Raw genomic sequence first — 21,190 nt, 5'->3', positions numbered from 1 at the left:
TCACGAAGGCTATTGACCGCCCGCTCCGTGGTGCGTTACAACTTATAACGAACGTACGCTCTTCTAGCTCTATGTGGAGCGCGGTGCGGCCGCGCATCCGTGCGTACCGCCGGATTCAGGAGAACCTCATGGCAACTGCTGTCGAGTCACCACTCACCGAGGCAGGCCGGCGTATTCCGCTGCCGGTGACCGTTTCGGCGTGGGCGGTCCCCGTCATGATCGCCGGTCAGTTCGCCCTCATCGCGGGCATCCCCGTCGTGATCGCGCTGATCGGCGCGCTGCGGAGTGTCCCCGACCGGGCGGTACGGGGGGCGGCCGCGGTCGTCGCCGCCACGTTCGCGACCCCGCTCCTCGTGTGGCTGACGAGGCCCGACGGGGCGCAGAGCCTGTCCAAGGACATGCATCCCGTGTTCGCCGGGCTGATGATCGCCGCGTCCGCAGGCCTCATCGTGACCCTTCGCGGGGCGCGCGGACGCCTCGCCGCACGGTGACACCACTGCCGGGGGCGGGTGCCCCGACTCCCGTGAGCACCACATTGCCGAAGCCCTGCTGACACCGAATCCGGCGGTCGGCCCCGGCCGCGCCGGAGGGGGCCGGCCGCAACCGGTGACGCGCCCGTAGGACGAGCCGGCGCCAGCCCGGTACGCGGCGCCGTCGCACCGGCCGCCCGAGCCCAACACACCACGCCCGCCCAGAAACTGACAAGGAGAACCCCATGCCCAGGGTCAGCCCCACCGGCGTCCGCGCCGTACTGTTCGCCGTCCCGCTCGTCGTCGCCGGTGTCCTCGGTACCGCCCTGCCCGCCGGAGCCACACCTCACTCCGGCACCTCTCTCACCTGCCGCGGCGAGGGCGTCGACGCCAAGGCCCTCGTCCGGTCCAGGACCGAGACCGTGATCCACGCGTCGCTGGGCACCATTTGGAGGCTCCAGGCCGACGTGGAGCGCTGGCCGTCCTGGCAAGCCCCGGTCACGACCGTGGAGCGCCTCGACCACGGCCCCTTCCGGAAGGGCTCGGCGTTCCGATGGACGACCCCGATACCCCCCAATCCCTCGACCCCCGCCACCGGCCTGGACATCACCTCGACCGTCAAGCAGCTCAAGCGCGACTCCTGCATCCGCTGGACGGGGCCCGCGACTGCCGAGGGGCTGCACATCGACGGCGTCCACGTGTGGAACTTCACCGAGGTCGAGGGAGGTGTCCTCGTGCGGACCGAGGAGACCCACACCGGAGAGCAGGTCGAAGCGGACGTGCCCACCGCCACCAGGATCCTCCGTGACGGCCTTGAAGGATGGCTGCGCGAGTTGAAGGCGACCGCCGAAGCCCGCACCGGTCACCGGCGGAGCTGAAGCGGTACCGGACCCGCGCCGCCGAGGTCCTGATCCCGCACGAGGAGGAAGGCGGCGCGGTGTCAGGCCCGGCGGGCCAGGAAGCGGATCTGCCGGCCCGGCTCGTGCTGTGACTCGATCCCTTCGAAACCTGCCCGGCGCAGACGTCCGGGCAAGGTCGCGGGGTCGAGCACCACCATGGTGTCCCCGATGTGCAGCATCCGGAATCGCAGGCTGGGCAGGCTGTCCACCCCGCGGAACACCCCGCCGGGCCGCAGTACCCGGCGGGCTTCGGAGAACAGAGCGTCCTGCAGGTCGGCGGAGGGCACGTGGTGCAGCATGGTGAAGCAGACGACAGCGGAGAACCGGCCATCGGGGAAGGGGAGTTGGGAGCCGCTGCCGTGGACGATCTCGACCCGGTCGGTGAACTCGGCGCGCAGCAGGGCCACCGAGGCCTCGTCGATCTCCACGGCGGTCAGTTTCGTCGTACGGGACAGCAAGGCCCTGGTGGTGGCCCCGAAGCCGGGCCCGATCTCCAGGACGTCGTCCCCGAGATCGGTGTCGGCCAGCATCTGGGGCATGCGCTCGGCCACCCCGGCGGCCCACCCCGGAGAGCTGCAGAGCCTGCGGTGTACGTAGTTCATAGGCATGGCACGACCCTAGAAAGGCCGTGTGCCGGCGGCGAGACGCGGCCGGGCCAGATGATGTCGCACAGAGGCCACCGGCTGTCGCCGGACCGGGGCCGGCGCCGTTCGGCACCGTTCACACAGTCCACATCGGGCAGTTCGGCTCCCGGTCACCGGCGCTCATGGGACAAGCGCCGATGCCCCGATCCCGCGGCTTTGGATGATTGCATCGCCCCGTGCGATCGATTACATCGACACAATCAGCTTGACCACATCGGCAGGGCCGTCGACAGTGGTTCGAGTTGTTACCTCGTATTGCGCCGGCGTAGGCGCTGCCGTCGCCCACTTCGCCACTGACCTGATCGAGCACAATCCGTCTCCGCGGCAGGAATGAGGGATCGATGTGCAGCAAAATCTGAGTGAGAAAGTGAATCTTTTTCTGCGGTGTCTGGAGACGTGTGATTTTTCCCGCGCCCAGGCGTTGTGTACGGACCGGGCGACCGTCTGGCACAACGACGGCGACGGAGCGAAGGGGATCGTCGAGAGCCTGGAGCGGTTCAAGGACTTCGCCGCCGGCTTCACGTCGCTGAAGTTCGATGTCATCCGCCGATTTCACAGTTCGAACGAGGTGTTCCAGCAGCATGTGCTCCATCTGAATATGGAGGGCGGGTCATTCAACGAGATCCATGCCGTGGTGTATTTTCGATTCGAGGGTGATCTCATCGAGCGGATCGAGGAGTGCTTCTACAGCATGCCGGAGGGCAAAGCCTCATGATCCCGTTTCCTGCTCCCGGTAAACGCTCCTGAGCGTGCGACGGGATCTGAAGCCGCTGCCCCGTCCGCGACATCGCCGCTCTCAAACCGCGGCCCACCCGCGGATCGCCGCCGGACTCCGCCCGCAGGACCCGGCGCTCTGTGAGCCGGTGGGCGAACTCAGCGACCGGAGACCGGAGTTCGCCCACCACGGGGTGCGGCACACGGTTCGGAGGCGGGACAGCCCTTAGGAAAGCAGGTGTGTCGAACCGGGCGTGGGGATCACGATCACACGGCGGGCAGCGCGTAGAGCCGCTTCCCGTGCATCACGGCCAGCCGGCTGCCCGCGGCCACCACGTACCACTGCTGGATGTCGCCGGTGCCGTCGTTGTAGGTCCAGCGCAGTTTTCCGGTCGCCGTGTCGAAGGCATGCACGCCGCCGTCCTTGTCGAACTCGGTCGCGCCGTACAGGGTTCCCTTGATCTTGGCGAACTGCCATGCCTGTGTCGCCGACTCCAGCAGATCCTCGTTGTGCCAGATCGCTCTGCCCGTGCCGGGATCCACCGCCCACATGCCGCGCGTGCTGTCGGCGGCGTAGAGCACCCCGTCCAGGATCTGCGGATCGTAGAACCTGCTGAACTCTTCGGTCTTCAGAGACCAGCGGTCCTTGCCTCCGGCCAGGTCGAGCGCCCGCAGCCGCCCTCCGTCCGCCACGATCACCAGGTCCTTGTGCACGGCGAAGCGGCGGCGGTTGGACTCGCTGATCTTCTTCGTCCACACCTGCCGGCCCGTCGCCGTGTCACGGACGGTCACGTTCTCGCGGTAGTCGGTATAGATCAGGTGTCCGTCGACGGACGCGGCGGTGATTCCGTGCTCCTCGGTCCCCGCGTCACGCTGCTCACGCCAGACGATCCTGCCGGACGTGGTGTCGATCGCCGCGATCACATTGTTCGGCGTCGTGAAGTCCTTCTCCAGAATGCCGGCGAGGACATACACATGGCGGTCGTCGGCCGCGATCGGGCGCGGCAGCTGGTACTGCTTGCCCAGCCGGCTCCGCCAGGTCTCCTTGCCCGTGGCCGGATCCAGCCCCACTACGTCACCGTCGTACTCGGCGCTGGCCAGATAGAGCGTCCCGCCTCCGACGATGAGTTTGGCGCCGGGGGTGGTGACACCGGCGCGCGACCACTTCTTCGTGCCGCGTGCCATGTCCCGTCCGACCAATGGGTCTCCCGACACCAGGACCGTGTCGCCGACCACCGCGAGCGCGTCCATTCCGGCCAGATTGGTGTTCGCGGCATCCGACTTCCACAGAGGTTCGGGTGCGGTGCCCGGCGGCGGTGTCGTGGACCCTCCGCCTTCCTTGCCCGCGCCCGGTGCCGGACCGCCGCCCGGCGCTTCCGGCTGCTCCTCGGACCCGCACGCCACGGCCCCGGTTCCGAGGGCGACCAGCCCCAGCCCTGTTCCGGCCAGCCTGATCATCTGCCTGCGTGACACCGTGTGCCCGTAACGTCTGCCCATGTCTGTTCTCATTTCCGTCCGGTCGTTGCGATGCCTCTTTGCGGCGTTCGTGTCAGCTAACCAGCGAATTTCGGCCGAACGGCCGATGGCAACACAGTCGGGACACAGCGGTGAAGCTCCTGTCACAGGACGGCATGGCGAGCGGGCTGCGGCGGCTCCCGCGGCGGGAGCACTGAAGGGTGCCTGGGAGGCAGAACACCTGGTGCCCGAGACGCCGGCGGTCGGAGAGCCCCCTGGCCATCAACCCGTCGCGCGGCGGATTCACCCTCACGGGAGGCGAGTGGGAGTGGCAGTGGAGCCCTTTTCGGCCGTTCAAGGGGGTGGCGGCAGGTAGAGGTGTGGCTCATGAGCTCCGGGTGCTGTGCGGACAGCCGCCGGGGCGGGCGCGGTGCCGTCGGCCCTGGCGGATGCGCCCGGTAAACCAGCCGTGCGGGATTGGCGAGGACCGATGGGGATTTGCTTTCCGTATCCCTTGGACTGCGCTGTGCTCTCGGGGGCCAGAGCTCCGCCGAGGCTCCGCCGAAGCCCGCTCTCATGGCCCGGCCGGCGGGAGCGCCGGCCCTCGCCGAACCAAAGGGGACACAGTGACCGCACCTCCGCCCGCTCCGCTCCGGGTCGCACTGGTCAACGGAAGCTTCGAAGAGCCCGTCGTCACCGGCTTCGAGATCCTCCCGGACGCGTCGCAGACGCAGGCGGCCAAGCGCGTACCGGGATGGCGTACCACCTCGACCGATCACATGATCGAGCTGTGGCGTTCCGGTTTCAACGGGGTGCCGGCGGTGCACGGCTCCCAGTTCGCCGAGCTGAACGCGCGCCAGGTGGCCACGCTCTACCAGGACCTGCCGACCACGCCCGGGTCGAAGCTGTACTGGAGGCTGTACCACCGCGGACGGCAGGGCCAGGACACCATGGCACTGGACATCGGCACACCGGGCCCCGCGGTCGAACAGCGACGCTTCACCGACGGCAACAACGCCTGGGGCTACTACACGGGCACGTACACCGTCCCGGCAGGCCAGACGACGACCCGGTTCGCGTTCCGCTCCATCTCCGCCGCCGGCGGAAACCAGGGGATCGGGAACTTCCTGGACGGCGTCTTCTTCGGTACCGCTCCCCATGTGGTGCTCACCAAGACCGCCATCCCCGTGGGACCCCTGGAGGTGGGGGACGTCGTCACCTACCGCATCACGGCCAGGAACGAAGGCGGAGGCCCGGCCGAAGCCCTCGTCCTGACCGACGTCATCCCCGCCGGCACGACGTACCTGCCCGGATCTCTGAGTATCGTCGACGGTCCCCACACCGGGCCGAAGAGCGACCGGAACGGCGATGACCAGGCGTACTTCGACGCCCAGGGCAACAAGGTGGTCTTCCACCTGGGCAACGGCGCCTCCGGCACCCAGGCCGGCAGCCTGCCCAGCACCGAGACCCTGCCGGGCGGCACCACGGTGGAGTACCGGGTCACCATCGGCCTCGCCGCGGGAGGCCGGCGGGTCATCAACAGTGCCACCGCCGCCTATGAGAACCGCCTCGGGCCGACCCCCGAACCGCTGACCGCCACGTCCGACGAGGCGGTCACGGACGTCAGGCCGGCTGCCGACCTGACCGTCGCCAAAGCGGCCGACGCGACCACGGTCACCGAGGGACAGACCGTGACCTACCGGATCGCCGTCCGCAACGCCGGACCCAACCGGGCCACCGGAGTCACCGTCACCGATGTGCTGCATGACGGTCTCACCTTCCTGTCCGCCACGCCCTCGCCCGGCACCTACGATCCGGCGACAGGGCAGTGGACCGTGGGTGACCTGGCCGTCGGCGCCTCCGCCACGCTCGTGCTGCGGGGCAAGGCGACCGCAGCCGGCCCGATCACCAACACCGCCACGGCCACCGCCCGCGAGAAGGACCCCGACCCCACGGACAACGCCGACAGCGTCACCATCTGCGTCGAACGCGCCCGTTCCTGCTGCGACCCCTGCTCCGGCCGGGAGTAACCCGGCGCCGCCTCCGCCGGCGCCGCCGCGGCAGGGTCCCGCTCGCGCACGAGCGGATCTCCTCGGACAGCGGCGCCGGCGCCTGGTGGCGGACCGGGTCCGGTGGCGCTAGGCGGTGTCCGGTACGGCGGCGGACACCCGGCCCTCGATCAGTTCGCGCACCTGCCGGGCTTCGGGGGAGCCGAGTTCCACGAAGATGTCCAGGGCCTCCTGCCAGCATGCCCGCGCGCGGTCCACCTGTCCGACGGCGTGGAGCGCGCGCCCCAGGACCGTCAGGACGTTGCCCCTCCGCCATTCGCCGCCGATGCCGCCCAGCACGGCCAGGGCCTGCTCGGCCAGATCCAGGGCCGGTGCCGGACGGTGCGCGGCGAGTTCGGCCTCGGCGATCCTGAACAGGGTCATGCCCTCCCAGAGACGCTGGCGGCTGTCGGCGAACCTCAGATGGGCCTCACGGAACACGGCGATGGCCTCGTCGAACCGCTGGGCGGCCGTGAGCGAGAGTCCGAACGCGTAGCGCGCGTTGGCGCCGCGCAGGGACATGTCCAGACCGTCGTAGACAGCCATCCCCTGCTCCGCGAGCGTCAGGGCCGAGGAGACCTCGCCGACGGCGAGCCGGACACGGGACAGATTGCACAGGGCGCTCGCCTCGCCGGGCCGGTCATCGAGGGCCCGGAAGCCCGCCAGCGCAGCCGTCAAATGCCGTTCGGCCTGCTCATGGTGGTTCCGGTAGAGAGCCATGGTTCCCTGGCTGTTCTGCGACCAGCAGGCCGTCAGGGCGTCCCCGCAGCTCTCCGCCATCAGATGCGCGCGGGCTGCCACGTCGTCGGCCTGCTCGAACCTGCCCGTGTTCATCCTGGTCCTGGCCACCACCAGTGCGGCCCGCCCCTCGGCCCTCGCGTCACCACGCCGCGCCGCTTCTTCCCACAGGGCCGTGGCGGCCGCCTCGTACTGCCGGGCTGCGGCACCCGAGTCCGCCAGATCCTGGGTGACCCACAGGGTGTCCACGGCGCGCCGCAGCGACGGGCCCGCGGACTGCCGGACAGAGGCGAGCAGACCGGCCGCCTCCGAGTACAGCCAGTCGATCGCCGTGGGCCGGCCGCCGAAGACCAGACCCCCGTGTTCCGTGGGCTCCAGATGCTCGACCAGCCGGTCGCCGGGATGCTCCAGCGCGTACACCTCGGCCGCCGTGGCGAGGTAGAAGTCCAGCAGCCGCGACAGCGCCAGCTCCCGCTCCACGGGCGGCTGTTCGTCGCGCTCGGCGCAGGCACGCGCGTAGAGGCGTACGAGGTCGTGGTAGCGGTAGCGGCCCGGTGCGGCCGATTCGAGGAGGCTGGTGCCGACCAGTTCCTCCAGCAGGTCCTCCGCCGCGTGAGGTTCGCGGTCCAGCAGGGCGGCGGCGGCGGCCAGCGAGATGTCCGGGCCGTCCGCGAGGCCCAGCAGGCGGAAGGCGCGGGCCTGGGCGTGCTCCAGCTGGCCGTAGCCGAGTTCGAAGGTGGCCTTGACCGCGAGGTCGCCCGCCTGGAGCTCGTCCAGCCGGCGGCGCTCGTCGGCCAGTTTGGCGGCGAGGACGGAGACCGTCCAGGTGCGGCGGGCGGCCAGGCGGGAGGCGGCGATCCGGATGGCCAGGGGCAGGTAGCCGCACATGGCCACCACGTCCAGCGCGGCTTCGCGCTCCGCGCTCACGCGCTCCTTGCCCACGATGCCGGTGAAGAACAGGAGGGCTTCCTCGGGGGACATCACATCGAGGTCCACCAGATGCGCGCCGGCCAGGTCGAGCATGCGGACCCGGCTGGTGACCAGGGCCGCGCAGCCCGCCGTACCGGGGAGCAGGGGGCGGATCTGGGCCGCGTCGCGGGCGTTGTCCAGGAGGACCAGGACGCGGCGGCCTTCGAGCGAGGAGCGGTACAGGGCGGCCCGTTCCTCCAGCGTGTCCGGGACGGCCGGGTCGGCGGTGCCGAGCGCGCGCAGGAACGAGCCGAGGACGGTTTCCGCCGCCGCCGCCCGGGGGCCGGTGCCCTGGAGGTCGACGTAGAGCTGGCCGTCCGGGAAGTGGGCCCGGACGGCGTGGGCGGCCTGGACGGCGAGGGTCGTCTTGCCGATGCCCCCCAGGCCGCCCAGGGACGCGATGGTCATGACCGAACCGTCAGCCCGGCCCAGATGCTCGGTGACCTCCCGCAGATCGTCCTGATGGCCGGTGAAGTCGGTTACGCGTGCGGGGAGTTGCGCAGGAGCGGCCGCGGTGTACGGGGGCGCCGGTTCGTCGGCCGGGCGGGCCAGCTCCTCGTCGGCCTGGAGGATGCGCTGCTGGAGCTGGGCCAGCTCCGGGCGCGGGTCGACGCCCAGTTCCTCGGCGAGGAGCCGGCGGGTGTCGGCGTACACGGCGAGGGCCTCGGCCTGGCGTCCGCTGCGGTACAGGGCGACCATCAGCAGTTCGCGCAGCCGCTCGCGCAGCGGATGCGTGGCGGTGAGCGCGGTCAGTTCGGAGACCGCATCCGCGTGGAGACCGGATTCCAGATCCAGATCGAGCCGGGTCTCGGTGAGCTGGAGGCGCTATTCCTCCAGCCGCGCGCGCTGGTTCTCCGCGTACGGACCGGGCACGGAGGCGAGCGCCTCGCCGTCCCACAGGCCCAGCACCTTGTTGAGGAGGCCGCGGGCCTGAAGGAGATCGCCATCGCCCCGGGCCCGCTCGGCCTCGCTGGCCAACTGCCGGGCGAGGTCCAGATCCAGTGAGTCGGCAGGGACCCGGAGGGCGTACTTTCCTCCATCGGAGACCAGGACATCGGGGCCCAGGGCTTTGTGCAGCCTGGAGGCGTATGTCCGTAGTGCGGCCAGTGCCTGTCGGGGCGGATCGGAGCCCCAGATTCCGCTGATCAGCTCGTTCGCGGTGGCCGTCCGGCCGTCGTGCAGCAGCAGCCCGGCCAGAAGGGCCCGCTGCTGCGGTGAGCCGGAGGGCAGTGGATCGCGCCCGCGCCAGACGCGTACGGGGCCGAGTACGGCGAACCGCAGCCCGTCCGCCGGCGGTGGCGTGGCCGGTGGAGCCGTGAGCACGGACCGAGGGTGCGGGGCGATGTCCAGCTGACGGGGGTCGGAGCCGTTCAGGATGCGCTGCTGGAGCCTCGTCAGCTCCGGGCCCGGGTCGAGGCCGGCCTCGTCGGCGAGCACTCTGCGGGTGTCCGTGTACACCGCGAGGGCCTCGGCCTGGCGTCCGCTGCGGTACAGGACGAGCATCAGCTGTGCGCGCAGCCGTTCGTTCATCGGATTCGCCATGGTCAGGGCGGTGAGTTCGGGAAGGAGCTCGGCATGATCCCCCGCCTCCAGATCGAGCTCGATCCGGAGGTCGAGGAGCGCGAGGCGCCACTCCGCGAGGCGGGTGGCCTGTCCCGTGGCGAAGGGGCCGGGGATCCCGTCGAGCGGGGATCCCTCGGTGCGGGCGAGCGCATCGGTCAGCGCACGCCGGGCCCCGGCCGGGTCGCCCGCCGCCCGCGCCGTCTTCGCCTGCTCGTACAGCCGCTCGGCGACCGTCAGATCCAGATCCGGTTCGCCCCTCTCGCCCTGCGCCGACAACCGGTGGCCGTTCGCCGTGTCGTCGATCTCGACTCCGGAGGAGGCCAACGCCTGCCGCAGCCGGGAGACGTAGGACCGCGCGGTCCGCCTCCTGCCGTCGGGCGCCCACTCACCCCACACCGATTCCACGAGCGCGGTGTCGTCCACGGCCCGGCCTCTGCGCAGCAGCAGAGCCACCAGTACCGCCTTCTGCCGTGGCGGTCCCATCGGGACCGGCTCCGTGCCCCGCCAGGCGAGATGCGGACCGAAGACCGTGAACCGCAGCGGGGCCCGGGGCTCGCGGGGGACCTCCGTGACCGGTGCGGTCCTCCCGTACAGCCTGTCCAGCACCGGGCTGACCAGGACCGCGAAGGCGGACGCGCCCGCCGGGCGGTGCTCGTTCCCGCCCGGATCGTCGAGCAGCGCGGCGAAGTCGGGCATCCGGCCGAGATAGGGCTCCAGCGCCTCACCGACCGCCTCGACGACCTCGATGGACCGCTCCACGCTGAGCCCGCTCGCCAGCAGCTCCCGGATCCCGGGCCTGAAGTCGTAGAGAGGATCGGCCGCTCCGTCCCCGGTGGCCGCCGGCAGCCGGAGGACTCCCGGCCCGCCGTCCTCCAGAGGCCGCAGCAGGTCACCGAGCAGAACCTCGGCGACGGCTGTCGGTGAGGTGCCGGGCAGCGAGGCGATCCGTACCAGCTGGATGACCGGCAGGCTGAGCGGCCTGATCGCGGAGAGCCGCACGGCCAGCCGGTAGGCGTCCGGGGAGAAGGAGGCCCGGAAGCGCTCCACACGGTGCTCCGGGAGCGCCGAGGGTGGGGGACCGCAGGCCCGTGATGCCCCGTCACCCGTGTCGGACAGGGCGATGTCCACCATCGAGGGCGTGCCGGGACGGGTGAGCAGCCGGGCCCACGCGGACAGTGAGGACGGGGTGAGCGCGACAACCGGGACATTGGGGCGGTCCGCCGTCCGCCCGACCGGCAGACCACTGAGCGGATCGAGGACCCGGAGCTCGCGGGCGGGAGCGAACGGCCGTTCCGCCACGACGGGACGGGGCTGTGCGTCGAACGCCGTGCCACGCCACAGCCGCCGGGGGAGCGGCGGCAGCACGGTCAGGGGGCCACCGCGCCCCCATGCCTCGATGAACCGGTCTGCCGCGGGGCTCTGCCACGCCTCGTCCACACCGTCCGTCAGCACGAACGTGACAGGGGATTCCGTCCGCGGAGTCCCGGTGGGGCGGTGACCACCCCCCAGGGCGAACCGGTGCACCCGTACCGCACGGAATACGCCGGCGCGCTCCAGGAGGCGTTTCACCTCCCGCGCGAGCGGCTGCCAGAGCCGCATGGACGGCGAGTCGTCCACGAGCAGCACGGCCGTGTGCCGCAGCTCCTGCTCGGGCCGGTCCACCACGTCCAGCACACCCGACTCGGCGGTGAGCCGGACCGTGGCCCCGATGTCCGCGACTGTCCGGTACCGGTGGTCGCGGTAGCCGCGCAGCGGGCGCAGCGCACGGGCCAGCGGCTGCGTGCCCGGCAGCGCCCGGGGGCCCGGGGCACGAACGGACCGGGCCCGGGTCCCGGCGCCGTCCGGGATGCCGCCGCCGTCGGCGGCGTACAGGCGGTGCGGCCGCCCGGCAGGCTCCGCGGCGGGCGCCGGGACGCGTGGATCGCGGGGTGCCTCCGACGGCGCGACAGGAGATACGGGCCCGGCGGCGTCCCCCACCGGCTCCATGAGGGGCGGAGCACCCGGCTGCACCGTCGGGGTGCCGGCCCGGGGTTCGGTCGCGGGTGCTTCGTGGCCCATCGCCCGCGCGAGCCAGAGCACATCGAGAAGTTCGGGCGCCGCCAGGTCGTACCCCAGGGAATCCAGGAGCACCCGCAGTCGGTCGATCATGACGAGAACGCTTCGTCCAACCGGTGCATGACCGCGCCGAGCAGCTCCTCACGTGTGAGATCGGCCCCGGTGACCCGCAGGTGGACGGCGGCGAGCAACTGATCTGTGGCCAGGCTCTGCACGGCCGCCTTCCGGAGGAATTCGGAGATCAGGTCGTCGGCCCCGGCCAGGGCCGCCTCACCGAGGTTCTGCCGGACGATGTCCCGCAGCTTCGCCTCGTCCGGGTCGCGCAGGTCGAGCCGGACGCAGCGGCGCAGGAAGGCCGGGGGGAAGTCACGCTCCCCGTTGCTGGTCATGACGACGACCGGGAACTGGTCACAGGCCACCAGGCCGCGCTGTACCCGGATCCGCTCCCTGCTGCCCGTGACGAGGACATCCGCGGTCTGCTGGTGCTCCGGCAGCCTCGCCAGCTCCGGGATCTCGAACTCGCCCTCCTCCAGCACCACCAGAAGGTCGTTGGGAAGGTCCAGATCGGACTTGTCGAGTTCGTCGATGAGCAGCACACGAGGGCTGCCGGTGGCGGCGAGCGCGGTCCCCAGCGGCCCCAGACGCAGGTAGTTGCCGATGTCCGAGCTCTGCGCGCCGCGCCTCTTGAGCCGCCGTGCCGGACCGCGCGGCGCCTCGCGCTCACGTTGCAGGGAGGCCTCGCGCAGCCGGCCGACGGCGTCGTACCGGTACAGGGCGTCCTGCAGTGTCGACCGGCTGTTCACGGACCAGCGGAGCACCTCGCCCAGCCCCAGGTCCTCGGCGAGGGCGCGGGCCAGCGAACTCTTCCCGGTGCCGGGACGGCCCGTCACCAGCAGGGGGCGGCGCAGATGGAGCGCGGCGTTGACCACGGCGATCTCGTCGGCGTTCATGAGATAGCGCTGCGAGCCCGGGCTGCGCCGCGCGGCGGGGAAGCGCCGCCACGGTGGCGGTTCGGGCAGATCGGACGGGCCGCGGAACACCCACCAGGGTTCGGCGGGCGAGCTGCTGTCACCAGGTGCTGTGGCGCGTGGATGCGGCACGACGCGGTCTCCTCGTCGGGACGGGTTCATGGCTGGATGAGGGCCCATGGTGCGGGTGCCAGGGGCGGTGGCCGGTGGTTGGGCCCGTCGTGCAGGAGCGACAGCTCACGCCCGTGGTGGGTCGCGCAGTCCGGATCGGCCATGGCCTTGGCGCGTTCCAGACGGACCGCTTCGGGGATGCGCGCGTGGTCGACACCCTCGACCAGCGCCAGCAGGTCCGCCGCGATCTGCCCGCCGTGCTCCTCGCGGTGCCACAGCACGGTGTGGACCCCGGCCTGGATGCACTGCCGCAGCACCACCCCCTGGTGCTGCCGGTCGCAGCACACGACGACGATCCCGGCCTCCGGATGCACTTCGAGCCTGGCCTGGGCCACCGCCGGGTCGCAGGAGCGCTGGTCGAGCAGCAGCCGGGGCGAGGACGGCAGCGCGCTGCTGCGACGCTTCCACCCGGCGTGCGTCTCCCGCGTCCGCTCCGAACTCCGCAGCACCACACGGCGGGTGATGCCGGGCCGGAAGCCCCCGTCGTCGGCGCTGCCCGGAAACTCCCAGGCATCCACGTCGAGCCGCAGCCAGGCGGGGGCCACGAAGAACTCGACCAGAGCCGTCTCCGGATGCTCCTCCACCTCGGTGCGCAGCACCTGCCGGATCGCCTCCACGACGCGATGGCTGGAGACCTCGGTGTCCTCGGTCAGGACCACCTCGTGCCGCCCGTCCCCGCTCCACACCCAGATCTGCTAGGTGAAGAGATGGCCGGTGGACACCGGCAGGAGCTCGACCTGGACCCGGGGCGGTGCGGTACGCGGCGGTCGTGCTCCACGCGCCCCGGCGTGCGCCGACACATCCGCCCGGAACTGGGCGACGGCGGCGGGCGCCACGCCCAGCCGGGGGGCGGTGCTGCGTACCCACGCGTCCAGATCGTCGGCGAGATAGGCACCCGATGCGCGCTCCTGGACGCTGATGTGGATGACGCCCTGCAGCAACGGGGGCATGGGCTGGCCGGGTTGGGGGTCGTAACACTCCAGGATGTCCGTGGCGTCCGCGAGATCGCAGGGCCGCGCGACCTCGTCCGCGTAGGGCAGTACGGCGCGGACGAGTGCGTTCGGGTCGGTGGTGCGGCACTCGGCGAGCAGGGCGTTGAGATTGCGCCGCTGCCCGGATGACAGGCGTTCCCTCGGACTGACGATGCGTGCGACCCCGAGGGCCCGCTCCCAGTCGGGATCGGTCGCGGGGGAGCCGGTACGCAGTTCGGCGAGCTGTTCGTAGACGATGTTGAGCAGTTCGGGGACGCCCCGGCGCACGCCCATGGCCATGCCCGCCAGCCGTTCGATGTCGGCGGCCGGACCGGAGGAACGCCGCCCGAGCCGCCAGGCGAGCCGCTCCTCGCACGCCATGATCTCCCCGCGCGTCGGCAGCAGCCTCTCCAGGGCGCTGAGGAGTTGCTGCCGTCCGCGGCCCGCGGCGGGGACCGCGACGGGCGGAAGGCCGGGGAGCTCGGACTCGATGGACGACAGCCCGATCGCGTACATCGCGGCGGGCGGGGCGTACTGCCCGGCCGGTACGGGGCGCTCCTCGCGCGCGCGGCTCTCGTGAGCGGCGACGACGATCCCGACGACGGCCTGTCGCGCCCGGTCCCACAACGGCCCGCCGCTGAACCCCTCGGCCGCCGTCCCGCCCAGGACGTCGAGCGCGATCCAGGGATGGGCGGAGACCCGCGGCATCGCCCGGAGGGTGGGCAGGGCATGTCCGCTCGCCCACTGCGCGACGACCTCGTTGCCGTCCCGATGGGTCAGGAAGGGTGCCGGTTCGGCGCCCGGTGGGGCCTCGGTGTCCAGCTCGATGACCGCGAGATCGCCGTAGTACCACGCCCGCACCGACCGGCTGGTCCCGCCCCAGGACGGACACGAACGCCCGGTGCAGTGGTGCGTCGGCGAGTGAGGGGGGCACGTCCAGCCGCATCCGGGTCAGGAACCGTCGACCCGGCTCGGCAGCCCTGCGGACGGGGTCGCCGGCGCGGCTTCCTCCGTGCCGTTCGCGCCGTTGAGGTTCCAGGTCGCCGAGACGGTGAAACTGGCCTCGCCGCTCCCGGAGAAGACGCCGAGACTCAGGTCGCTGCCCAGCGTGACACCGAACTCGACCGTGACCTCGTCGGGCCGCTGCGCGAACCGGCTGACGGAGTCGTGGATGCCGCTCAGTACCCCGCCGAGGGGGCGCAGCGCGTCACTGAGCGTCTGACCGCTCCGGGTGAGGGCCCGCGCCGTGCGCCCGTCGGCACTCACCGGCCGCGCCTCGCCGAACCCGGGCGGAAGGTCCAGCTCGCCCGCCTGATCACCGTCACGCTCCGCAGTGCGCGCGTCGGCACCCGGACCGGACCCCGGCGTGCCGGTCTGCGGCGCGAGGTGCAGGCGCACGACAGAGCCGTCGTCGAAGGTCAGTCTCACATCCTCCATGGCCGAAGTCTCGCACGGCACAGGGGGGTTCGCCGTTCGATCCCCGTTCCCCGTTCCCTTTCCCGGATGTCCTGGTCTGCTCGCCGAGGGTCCGCCAGGGGGACCGGCGCACACGGCAAGGACCTGCGACCGGAGACCGACGGCGCGGGGCCGTCGATTCCGGCAGCAGACCCGTCATGCCCCGAAATCAGGCATACGTGTAGAAGGGGGTGTGGTCCAGCATGCTCAGCGGGGTCGTGTCGGTCCAGGGCGGCATGGTCTCGTCGAGATCGATCACATCGGGAGTGCCCGCGGCGGGGAGGTATTCGGCGCTGGTCGGGTGGAGTGCGTGCCAGTCGGCCCACAGCTTGTCGACGAACGAGTGGTGCAGCCAGAACACCGGGTCGTTGGGGGAGACGCTCGTCTCCATCTGCCCCCAGACCCAGGTGTGCACCCGGTTGTGCATGCTCATATAGCTCGCCGTGCCTTCGAGCGTGGAGCGGAAGCCCGCCGAGCCGTCACGGAAGGGCGCGGAGTCGTACGTGGGAATGGCGAGGGCGGCGTCGACCTCGGCCCGCGTCGGGAGCGTGGGGACGCGGTAGGCGAGATTGCGGGCGAGGAACGGGCGTGTGTCGACCTGGATGGTGATGGGCCACTTGCCCGCGGAGTACGCGAAGGGGCCGTCCATCACCTGGTCGTCCAGCGCTCGTCCGGTGCCGCCGAGGAAGTCCGGTGCCCAGAGCGACGATCCGACGGTGTTGTCGGCGGTCCAGTCCCAGTAGGGGATCGATACCGAAGGGTCGACCTTCTGGAGTTCGTTCTCGAAGTCGATGAGGAACTTGCGGTGCCAGGGCAGGAACGACGGGCCGAAGTGGCCCACGTAGACACCGGTGTTCATGTCCAGCGCGAACCGGAGGCGGTGGGCGGCGACGAACTCGTCGTACACGCCGGTCCGTTTGACTTCCAGTACCGCGTCGACGAATGCCTTCTTCTCGGCACTGGTGAGGTTCGCCTGATTCTTGCGTACGGTCATGGCGGTTGCTCCCGGCTCAGGCTGTGGGGTCGAAGGGAACGACGGAGGCACCCTTGAGTGAGGTGACCGCGGTGCGTGCGGCGTCGAGCGGTCCGGTGAATCTCTCGTAGTGGTTGATGGGGCTGCTCCAGCCGCTCTTTCCGTGCTGCATCACATGGAGTTCGCGGCCATCGATCAGGACGCGGTAGCCGGTGCTGTGTCCGGCGTGGGCATGAGCCTCGGCGGGCAGGCCCTGGATACGCCGGCCCTGGAAGACCTCGTCGAAGGGCGCGGGCCCTCCGGTGCCGCCGGGTGCGGCCGCCTTGCCGTTCGCCTTGCCGTTCTCCTTGTCGGGCGCGGTGTCCGCGTACGCGGTGGCCACGCCGACGAGCGCTATGCCCGCGGCGGCGCCGCTGACGGCTCCGAGGGCCTGACGGCGGGTGAGTCTGGACATGGTGAATCCCCCCTGGAACATGAATGAGGCGGCCCCCCCAGGTTGTTTGGGGCCGCCGTGACCATGCCTACAGGGGAGTGATCGTTCACAGAAGGAGGGAATTTTTGGTTGGCTGTCATATGGACATGTCTTCGCAGGTCATGCGGGTCCCATCGACCTCGGTCCCACTCCGCGCGGACGTTCCACGGATCACAAAGTGGAGATTCCGCTGTGAATGCGCCCTGGACGTGAAGATCCTTCTGGGTCCATCCGGCGCCGCCGGTTCAGGGCCATGATCTGAGCATGGCCTGAAAACGGGTCAACCTCTTGTCTGTTGCGCCCCATTCGCCGGGATCGTAAGTCCGGTGAAGTATTTCGCGAGCAGGGCTGGTCACGGCCGGGGCGCATCGGTCGGAGGCCCCCCGGGCGCCGCGTGAAATGGGCTCCGGCTGAACTTATCCAGGACCTGGCCGGCGCGGCGCGTGATCAAGGCCTCCAGCCCGTCGAGGATCCGTTCCAGGCCGAAGTCCAGTGCCTGGTCCCGGCCGTCCTGTGGGGCCATGGCCGCGGCGAGCGCGGGGAAGCGGTCGGCGTGCTGGTGCACCAGGGGGCCGAGAGCGGCCAGGAGTTCCGTCTCGGGCGAGCCGTCCGGCAGGGCCGCGCGGGCCTGTTCGGCGATGCCCCGGACGTGCCCGGCCAGCAGCATCGCGGCGTCCATCCGCTCGGGGCCGGTCAGTCCATGGCCGTCCAGGGCCCCGACCACTCGCTCCAGCCAGCCGAGCTCCTCGGGACCCATCACCCGTGGTCCGACGGTGGCGTCGAGCAGCCACGGGTGCTCGGTGAACGACCGCGTCAACTGTTCTGCCCAGGCCATCAGCTGCTCGCGCCACCCGAGTCCGTGCGGGGCCGGCGGCGGTTGGCCGACCGCGGCCTCCACCATGAGCGCGACCAATTGAGCCTTGCCGGGCACGTAGCGGTAGAGCGACATCTTGGTGAAGTCGAGCAGTCCGGCGACCTTCTGCATCGACACGGCGCCGAGGCCCTCGGCATCCGCGACCTCGATGCCCGCCGCGGCGATCCGCCCCAGGCTCAGCGCGGGCTTCGGCCCCCGGGACGGCTTGGCGGGCGGTCCCCAGAGCAGCCGCACCGCCTCGTTCGCTTCCTCACCCAATTCCCGCTCCGTCTCGTGTTACGGGCTGCCCTTGCGGGGCGGCCTAACTGTGTCTACCGTACACAGCAATAAATAGTGTCCTGCGGACACAGTTGGTCGAACGGTCCCGGATGGAGTGGTTCACGTGAGTACGAAGGTCCTGATCTCGGGCGCGAGCATCGCCGGCCCCGCACTGGCCTACTGGCTCGGCCGGTACGGCTTCGAGACCACCGTCGTCGAGCTGGCCCCCGCCCTGCGCGGCGGCGGCCAGGCGGTCGACTTCCGCGGCAGGACCCACCTGGCCGTGCTGGAGCGGATGGGTGTGCTCGACGAGCTGCGTGCCCTCGACACCGGCGGCAGCCCGATAACCTTCGTCGACCAGCGCGGCCGTCAGCTCCTCCACCTGCCCGCCGACGTCGCGGGCGGGGACATCGAGGTCCCGCGCGGGGAGCTCGCCCAGGTGCTGTACCGGCGCAGCCTCCCGCGCACCGAGTACCACTTCGGCGAATCGATCACCTCCCTGGAGGAGACGCCCACCGGCGTCCGGGTGGCCTTCCGGAACGGCGCGCCACGCGAGTTCGACCTGGTCATCGGCGCGGACGGACTGCACTCCCACGTCCGTCGGCTCGCCTTCGGCCCGGAGGAACGCTATGTCCGCCACCTCGGCCACTACGCGGCCACCTGGCAGCTGCCCAAATACCTGGACCTGCCTCCCGGTTCAGTCGGGCTCAACGTCCCCGGCCGGCTGGCCGCCGTCGGCGCCGACCACCGCGACCCGACCCGGGCGGATGCCTTCTTCCTCTTCGCCTCGGCCGAACTCCGTTACGACCGCCACGACATGGCGCAGCACAAGAGTCTGATCGAGGACGCCTTCGCCGGCCTCGGATGGGAGGTGCCCCGGCTGCTGGAGAGCCTGGGGCAGGCCCCCGAGCTGTACTTCGACTCGATCAGTCGGGCCGACGTCGCCGCCTGGTCCACCGGTCGCATCGCCCTGCTCGGCGACGCCGCGTGCGGAGCCACCATCGGCGGGATGGGCACCGGCACCGCGGTGGTGGCGGCGTACGTCCTGGCCGGCGAGCTGGCCCGGGCCCGCGGCGACCACCGCACCGCCTTCGCCCGCTACGAGCACACCCTGCGCGACTACGCCCAAGGCTGCCAGAAGGGCGGCGACCGCACCGGCCCGTTCCTGGCACCCGGCACCGCGACCCGGCTGCGGGTGCGCAACGGGCTTCTGAACCGGCGCTGGATCCTCGACAGGATGCTGGAGAAGGGGAAGCGGATCAGCAGTGTCGACCTGCCCGACTACGCGGCCGAGGTGTCCAACGCCGCCGCGTTCAACGTCACGGGCGGACGGGCCGGCACCCGGGGAGCACGCCGCCGGCGGTGACCACCGGGTTGCGGGCGGCTCGCGGGGTGACGGTGCAGCTGTGCGCGACCGACCCGGTCTCCCGGCGAATGATCCGCAGCAGCCGCTTTCCTCGTCGTCATCGATCTCCCGGACCTGCACACGCTCAGCCATCGGTACAGCGTGACGCACAACGATCAAGCTAGTGTGCCCCGATGACAGAGACACAACAACGCCAGGACGTGGGCCCTCCTGACGGCGACTCCGACGAGAAGTCGACACTGCTCGCGTTCTTGGACTACGTCCGCGATGCGGTGGCCGCAAAGGCGCAGGGCCTTGACGACAGGCAGGGGCGAATGCCCGGCGTGCCCTCGGGGACCAGTGTTCTCGGCCTGGTCAAGCACCTGACAGCTGCGGAGCTCTACTGGTTCGCCTGGGCCTTCGAGGGTGCTGATGTCGAGCATCCGGACTTCGGCATGGATCTTTCCGAGGAGGACAGCGCGGCCGGTCTCCTCGCTGCCTATCGCGGTGCCGTCGCACGGTCCAACGAGATCATCGAGCGCTGTGACGACTTGAGCAGACCGTGTGCTCGCTCGGCGGGCAAAGCGGCCGTCGTGCGATCGATGCGGTGGGTGCTGATACACATGATCGAAGAGACGGCTCGCCACGCGGGTCACGCCGACATCCTCCGTGAGCAGGCTGACGGTTCCATCGGCAGGTAGGTGCCTCTCTACCCGATGTCAGGTGTTGGGCGAACGGCAGACGCATGCGGACTGCAGCCACTCGTTGATGGAGGCGATGTCGATCGCCCTCACAGCAGGGCAGCGTGGAGACTCGCCGCAGTTCGAACCCGTGCTGGCAAAGGATTCGCGTGCCTCGCATTGGGCCGGGCCGGCCGAGGGCCCGTCCCCGTCGCGTGCGGGCTGACACGGCGTATGCCTCCCGCAGGAATCGCGCGTACCTGCGCCGTCGCGGGATCCGCCGCACTGACGCGGACAAGGCCGACCAGGCACGCGGCCGAAAGAAGCAGGGCTCCTCCGGTGGTAGTCCACCGAAGTTCGACCCGGTGGACTGCAGAGCGCGGCACGCGGTCGAGTGCGGCAAGTAGCCGCCTCACGAGGCACCGTGCCGTGGCGACGAGATGCGACACACCCGCGGTCCGCTGCTGCCCCATGGCCCGTACTCGGCAGGCACGTTCCGCCACGGCACACCGGTCCGGATCCGGAACCGTATGCCGTCGGTCAACCGCCGCCGGGACCAGGCAGGCGGCCGCCCCGCCCTCGCACCCTTCGCCAACAACGGCTCCGGTACCGCCCACTGCCCGTCCTTGAGATCTCCCCTCCCCATGAACCGGGATCATTCATCGTTCACGATGCACTTTCGATCACGGCCTGGACGGTTGAGCAGTCCAGGAGCCGCCCGTCGGTGGTGCCAATGAGCAGACGGCCAGGATCGGCAACGGTCAGCGCGGTCGCCACGACGGGCATTCCGGCAACAGTCAGGTCCCGACGCCGGCGGACGTTGCCGTGATGGAGATCGAGCCCGATGATCTCGCCATCGTCGTTCGTGACATAAACGGTCTCCATGTCGTGGTCGGGGTCCGTGGCCGTCCGGTCGGTCCGAAAACCCAAACCGACTCCGCACTGGTCACCGCGCGGGCCGCCGGTACGCGCCGTACTGAGGTGACCCCCGGAGTGTGGACACAGGGGTTCATGCTGCGAGTGAGAGTTTAGCTGTCTTGTGGTGGTGCTGTTCGAACTCCATCGGGGAGAGGTAGGAGAGCGCGCTGTGTCGGCGTCGGGCGTTGTAGTAGGTGAGCCACCGGAATATCTCGAGCCTTGCCTGAGACATCGTCACGAACACTCTCCTGTGCATCGTTTCTCGCTTCAGTCCCTGCCAGAAGCTCTCGGCCAGGGCGTTGTCGTAGCTGGAGCCGACCCTGCCCATGCTTCTGCGGATGCCGTGCAGGTCGCAGACCTGGGCGAACGCGGCCGAGGTGTATTGCGATCCGCGGTCCGCGTGGAAGATCACTCCGGCCACGTCGCCGCCGCGGGTCGCGACCGCGGCCTGGAGTGCGTCGATGACGAGCTCGGCCCGCATGTGCGGGGCCATCGACCAGCCGAGCACTCGGCGCGACCGGATATCGATGACGCAAGCGAGGTAGAGCCA

19 protein-coding genes and 2 pseudogenes are annotated in these 21,190 nt (G+C 70.7%); 7 read left to right on the top strand and 14 right to left on the bottom strand.

Annotated features, from left to right (window positions below; translation table 11 throughout):
• Positions 1–128 precede the first annotated feature (128 nt).
• Together ACIGJO_RS20135 and ACIGJO_RS20130 are read left to right on the top strand one after the other, a co-directional pair.
• Positions 129–491: a hypothetical protein gene (locus tag ACIGJO_RS20135; protein ID WP_399959809.1), complete on the top strand. Its 363-nt coding sequence runs from the start codon at positions 129–131 to the stop codon at positions 489–491.
• Between the two features lie 224 nt (positions 492–715).
• Positions 716–1,348, top strand: coding sequence for an SRPBCC family protein (locus ACIGJO_RS20130; protein WP_399959807.1), 633 nt, complete (start codon positions 716–718; stop codon positions 1,346–1,348).
• A 62-nt stretch (positions 1,349–1,410) separates the two neighbouring features.
• Here ACIGJO_RS20130 and ACIGJO_RS20125 read toward each other — a convergent pair whose 3' ends face one another.
• Positions 1,411–1,977, bottom strand: a complete 567-nt coding sequence (locus ACIGJO_RS20125) for a class I SAM-dependent methyltransferase (protein WP_399959805.1) — start codon at positions 1,975–1,977, stop codon at positions 1,411–1,413.
• Between the two features lie 379 nt (positions 1,978–2,356).
• Here ACIGJO_RS20125 and ACIGJO_RS20120 point away from each other — a divergent pair, with 379 nt between their 5' ends.
• Together ACIGJO_RS20120 and ACIGJO_RS20115 are read left to right on the top strand one after the other, a co-directional pair.
• Positions 2,357–2,728, top strand: a complete 372-nt coding sequence (locus ACIGJO_RS20120) for a nuclear transport factor 2 family protein (protein WP_399959803.1) — start codon at positions 2,357–2,359, stop codon at positions 2,726–2,728.
• A 34-nt stretch (positions 2,729–2,762) separates the two neighbouring features.
• Positions 2,763–2,957, top strand: a complete 195-nt coding sequence (locus ACIGJO_RS20115) for a hypothetical protein (protein ID WP_399959801.1) — start codon at positions 2,763–2,765, stop codon at positions 2,955–2,957.
• Positions 2,958–2,994: 37 nt separating this feature from the next.
• Here ACIGJO_RS20115 and ACIGJO_RS20110 read toward each other — a convergent pair whose 3' ends face one another.
• Positions 2,995–4,224, bottom strand: coding sequence for a PQQ-binding-like beta-propeller repeat protein (locus ACIGJO_RS20110; protein WP_399959799.1), 1,230 nt, complete (start codon positions 4,222–4,224; stop codon positions 2,995–2,997).
• A gap of 584 nt (positions 4,225–4,808) precedes the next feature.
• Between ACIGJO_RS20110 and ACIGJO_RS20105 the strand changes: the two genes are divergently transcribed.
• Complete coding sequence (locus ACIGJO_RS20105) at positions 4,809–6,212, top strand: hypothetical protein (protein WP_399959797.1); 1,404 nt, start codon at positions 4,809–4,811, stop codon at positions 6,210–6,212.
• Between the two features lie 108 nt (positions 6,213–6,320).
• Here the strand turns inward: ACIGJO_RS20105 and ACIGJO_RS20100 are convergent.
• The 9 genes and pseudogenes from ACIGJO_RS20100 to ACIGJO_RS20060 form a co-directional block, all read right to left on the bottom strand.
• Positions 6,321–9,260, bottom strand: a pseudogene (locus ACIGJO_RS20100) (BTAD domain-containing putative transcriptional regulator).
• A gap of 108 nt (positions 9,261–9,368) precedes the next feature.
• Positions 9,369–11,648 (bottom strand): annotated as a pseudogene (locus ACIGJO_RS20095) (SAV_2336 N-terminal domain-related protein); the annotation flags it as partial.
• Positions 11,645–12,685 carry an AAA family ATPase gene (locus ACIGJO_RS20090; protein ID WP_399959795.1) on the bottom strand — a complete coding sequence of 347 codons (1,041 nt, stop codon included), beginning with the start codon at positions 12,683–12,685 and terminating at the stop codon, positions 11,645–11,647. The gene ACIGJO_RS20090 and the pseudogene ACIGJO_RS20095, both read right to left, overlap by 4 nt.
• Positions 12,682–13,380, bottom strand: coding sequence for a hypothetical protein (locus ACIGJO_RS20085; protein ID WP_399959793.1), 699 nt, complete (start codon positions 13,378–13,380; stop codon positions 12,682–12,684). Before ACIGJO_RS20085 ends, ACIGJO_RS20090 begins: the two co-directional genes overlap by 4 nt.
• Before the next feature lie 9 nt (positions 13,381–13,389).
• Positions 13,390–14,526 (bottom strand): hypothetical protein, encoded by a 1,137-nt coding sequence (locus tag ACIGJO_RS20080; protein ID WP_399959791.1) that lies wholly within the window; start codon positions 14,524–14,526, stop codon positions 13,390–13,392.
• A gap of 90 nt (positions 14,527–14,616) precedes the next feature.
• On the bottom strand, positions 14,617–15,102 hold the full coding sequence (locus tag ACIGJO_RS20075) for a CU044_2847 family protein (protein WP_399959789.1): 486 nt from the start codon (positions 15,100–15,102) through the stop codon (positions 14,617–14,619).
• A 187-nt stretch (positions 15,103–15,289) separates the two neighbouring features.
• Positions 15,290–16,114: a tyrosinase family protein gene (locus ACIGJO_RS20070; protein ID WP_399959787.1), complete on the bottom strand. Its 825-nt coding sequence runs from the start codon at positions 16,112–16,114 to the stop codon at positions 15,290–15,292.
• Between the two features lie 16 nt (positions 16,115–16,130).
• Positions 16,131–16,547, bottom strand: coding sequence for a tyrosinase cofactor (locus ACIGJO_RS20065; RefSeq protein ID WP_399959785.1), 417 nt, complete (start codon positions 16,545–16,547; stop codon positions 16,131–16,133).
• A 370-nt stretch (positions 16,548–16,917) separates the two neighbouring features.
• The gene (locus ACIGJO_RS20060) at positions 16,918–17,697 is read right to left on the bottom strand and encodes a TetR/AcrR family transcriptional regulator C-terminal domain-containing protein (RefSeq protein WP_399959783.1); all 780 of its coding nucleotides are present in this window, start codon (positions 17,695–17,697) and stop codon (positions 16,918–16,920) included.
• 124 nt (positions 17,698–17,821) lie between these two features.
• Between ACIGJO_RS20060 and ACIGJO_RS20055 the strand changes: the two genes are divergently transcribed.
• Positions 17,822–19,063, top strand: a complete 1,242-nt coding sequence (locus tag ACIGJO_RS20055; protein WP_399959781.1) for an FAD-dependent monooxygenase — start codon at positions 17,822–17,824, stop codon at positions 19,061–19,063.
• A 173-nt stretch (positions 19,064–19,236) separates the two neighbouring features.
• Positions 19,237–19,743 (top strand): DinB family protein, encoded by a 507-nt coding sequence (locus ACIGJO_RS20050; RefSeq protein ID WP_399959779.1) that lies wholly within the window; start codon positions 19,237–19,239, stop codon positions 19,741–19,743.
• Between the two features lie 391 nt (positions 19,744–20,134).
• Here the strand turns inward: ACIGJO_RS20050 and ACIGJO_RS20045 are convergent, their stop codons facing one another.
• From ACIGJO_RS20045 to ACIGJO_RS20035, 3 genes are all read right to left on the bottom strand, one after another.
• Positions 20,135–20,368, bottom strand: a complete 234-nt coding sequence (locus ACIGJO_RS20045; RefSeq protein WP_399959777.1) for a transposase — start codon at positions 20,366–20,368, stop codon at positions 20,135–20,137.
• A gap of 20 nt (positions 20,369–20,388) precedes the next feature.
• Positions 20,389–20,607 (bottom strand): hypothetical protein, encoded by a 219-nt coding sequence (locus ACIGJO_RS20040; RefSeq protein WP_399959775.1) that lies wholly within the window; start codon positions 20,605–20,607, stop codon positions 20,389–20,391.
• A gap of 124 nt (positions 20,608–20,731) precedes the next feature.
• Positions 20,732–21,190 (bottom strand): IS3 family transposase (locus tag ACIGJO_RS20035; RefSeq protein ID WP_399959773.1); only part of this gene is annotated, 459 nt, incomplete at its 5' end.

It is taken from the genome of Streptomyces sp. NPDC079020 (genome assembly GCF_044542225.1).
Lineage (GTDB): Bacteria > Actinomycetota > Actinomycetes > Streptomycetales > Streptomycetaceae > Streptomyces.
Note: the sequence above shows the minus strand (reverse complement) of the source record. Positions and strands in the feature narration are given on the sequence as shown.

Bases quoted from the DNA above. Each gene is read 5' to 3' on its own strand.
- ACIGJO_RS20125 (WP_399959805.1), bottom strand. From the start codon at position 1,977: ATGCCTATGAACTACGTACACCGCAGGCTCTGCAGCTCTCCGGGGTGG.
- ACIGJO_RS20135 (WP_399959809.1), top strand. From the start codon at position 129: ATGGCAACTGCTGTCGAGTCACCACTCACCGAGGCAGGCCGGCGTATT.
- ACIGJO_RS20040 (WP_399959775.1), bottom strand. From the start codon at position 20,607: ATGGAGACCGTTTATGTCACGAACGACGATGGCGAGATCATCGGGCTC.
- ACIGJO_RS20070 (WP_399959787.1), bottom strand. From the start codon at position 16,114: ATGACCGTACGCAAGAATCAGGCGAACCTCACCAGTGCCGAGAAGAAG.
- ACIGJO_RS20110 (WP_399959799.1), bottom strand. From the start codon at position 4,224: ATGGGCAGACGTTACGGGCACACGGTGTCACGCAGGCAGATGATCAGG.
- ACIGJO_RS20075 (WP_399959789.1), bottom strand. From the start codon at position 15,102: ATGGAGGATGTGAGACTGACCTTCGACGACGGCTCTGTCGTGCGCCTG.
- ACIGJO_RS20065 (WP_399959785.1), bottom strand. From the start codon at position 16,547: ATGTCCAGACTCACCCGCCGTCAGGCCCTCGGAGCCGTCAGCGGCGCC.
- ACIGJO_RS20090 (WP_399959795.1), bottom strand. From the start codon at position 12,685: ATGAACCCGTCCCGACGAGGAGACCGCGTCGTGCCGCATCCACGCGCC.
- ACIGJO_RS20050 (WP_399959779.1), top strand. From the start codon at position 19,237: ATGACAGAGACACAACAACGCCAGGACGTGGGCCCTCCTGACGGCGAC.
- ACIGJO_RS20130 (WP_399959807.1), top strand. From the start codon at position 716: ATGCCCAGGGTCAGCCCCACCGGCGTCCGCGCCGTACTGTTCGCCGTC.
- ACIGJO_RS20045 (WP_399959777.1), bottom strand. From the start codon at position 20,368: ATGGGGAGGGGAGATCTCAAGGACGGGCAGTGGGCGGTACCGGAGCCG.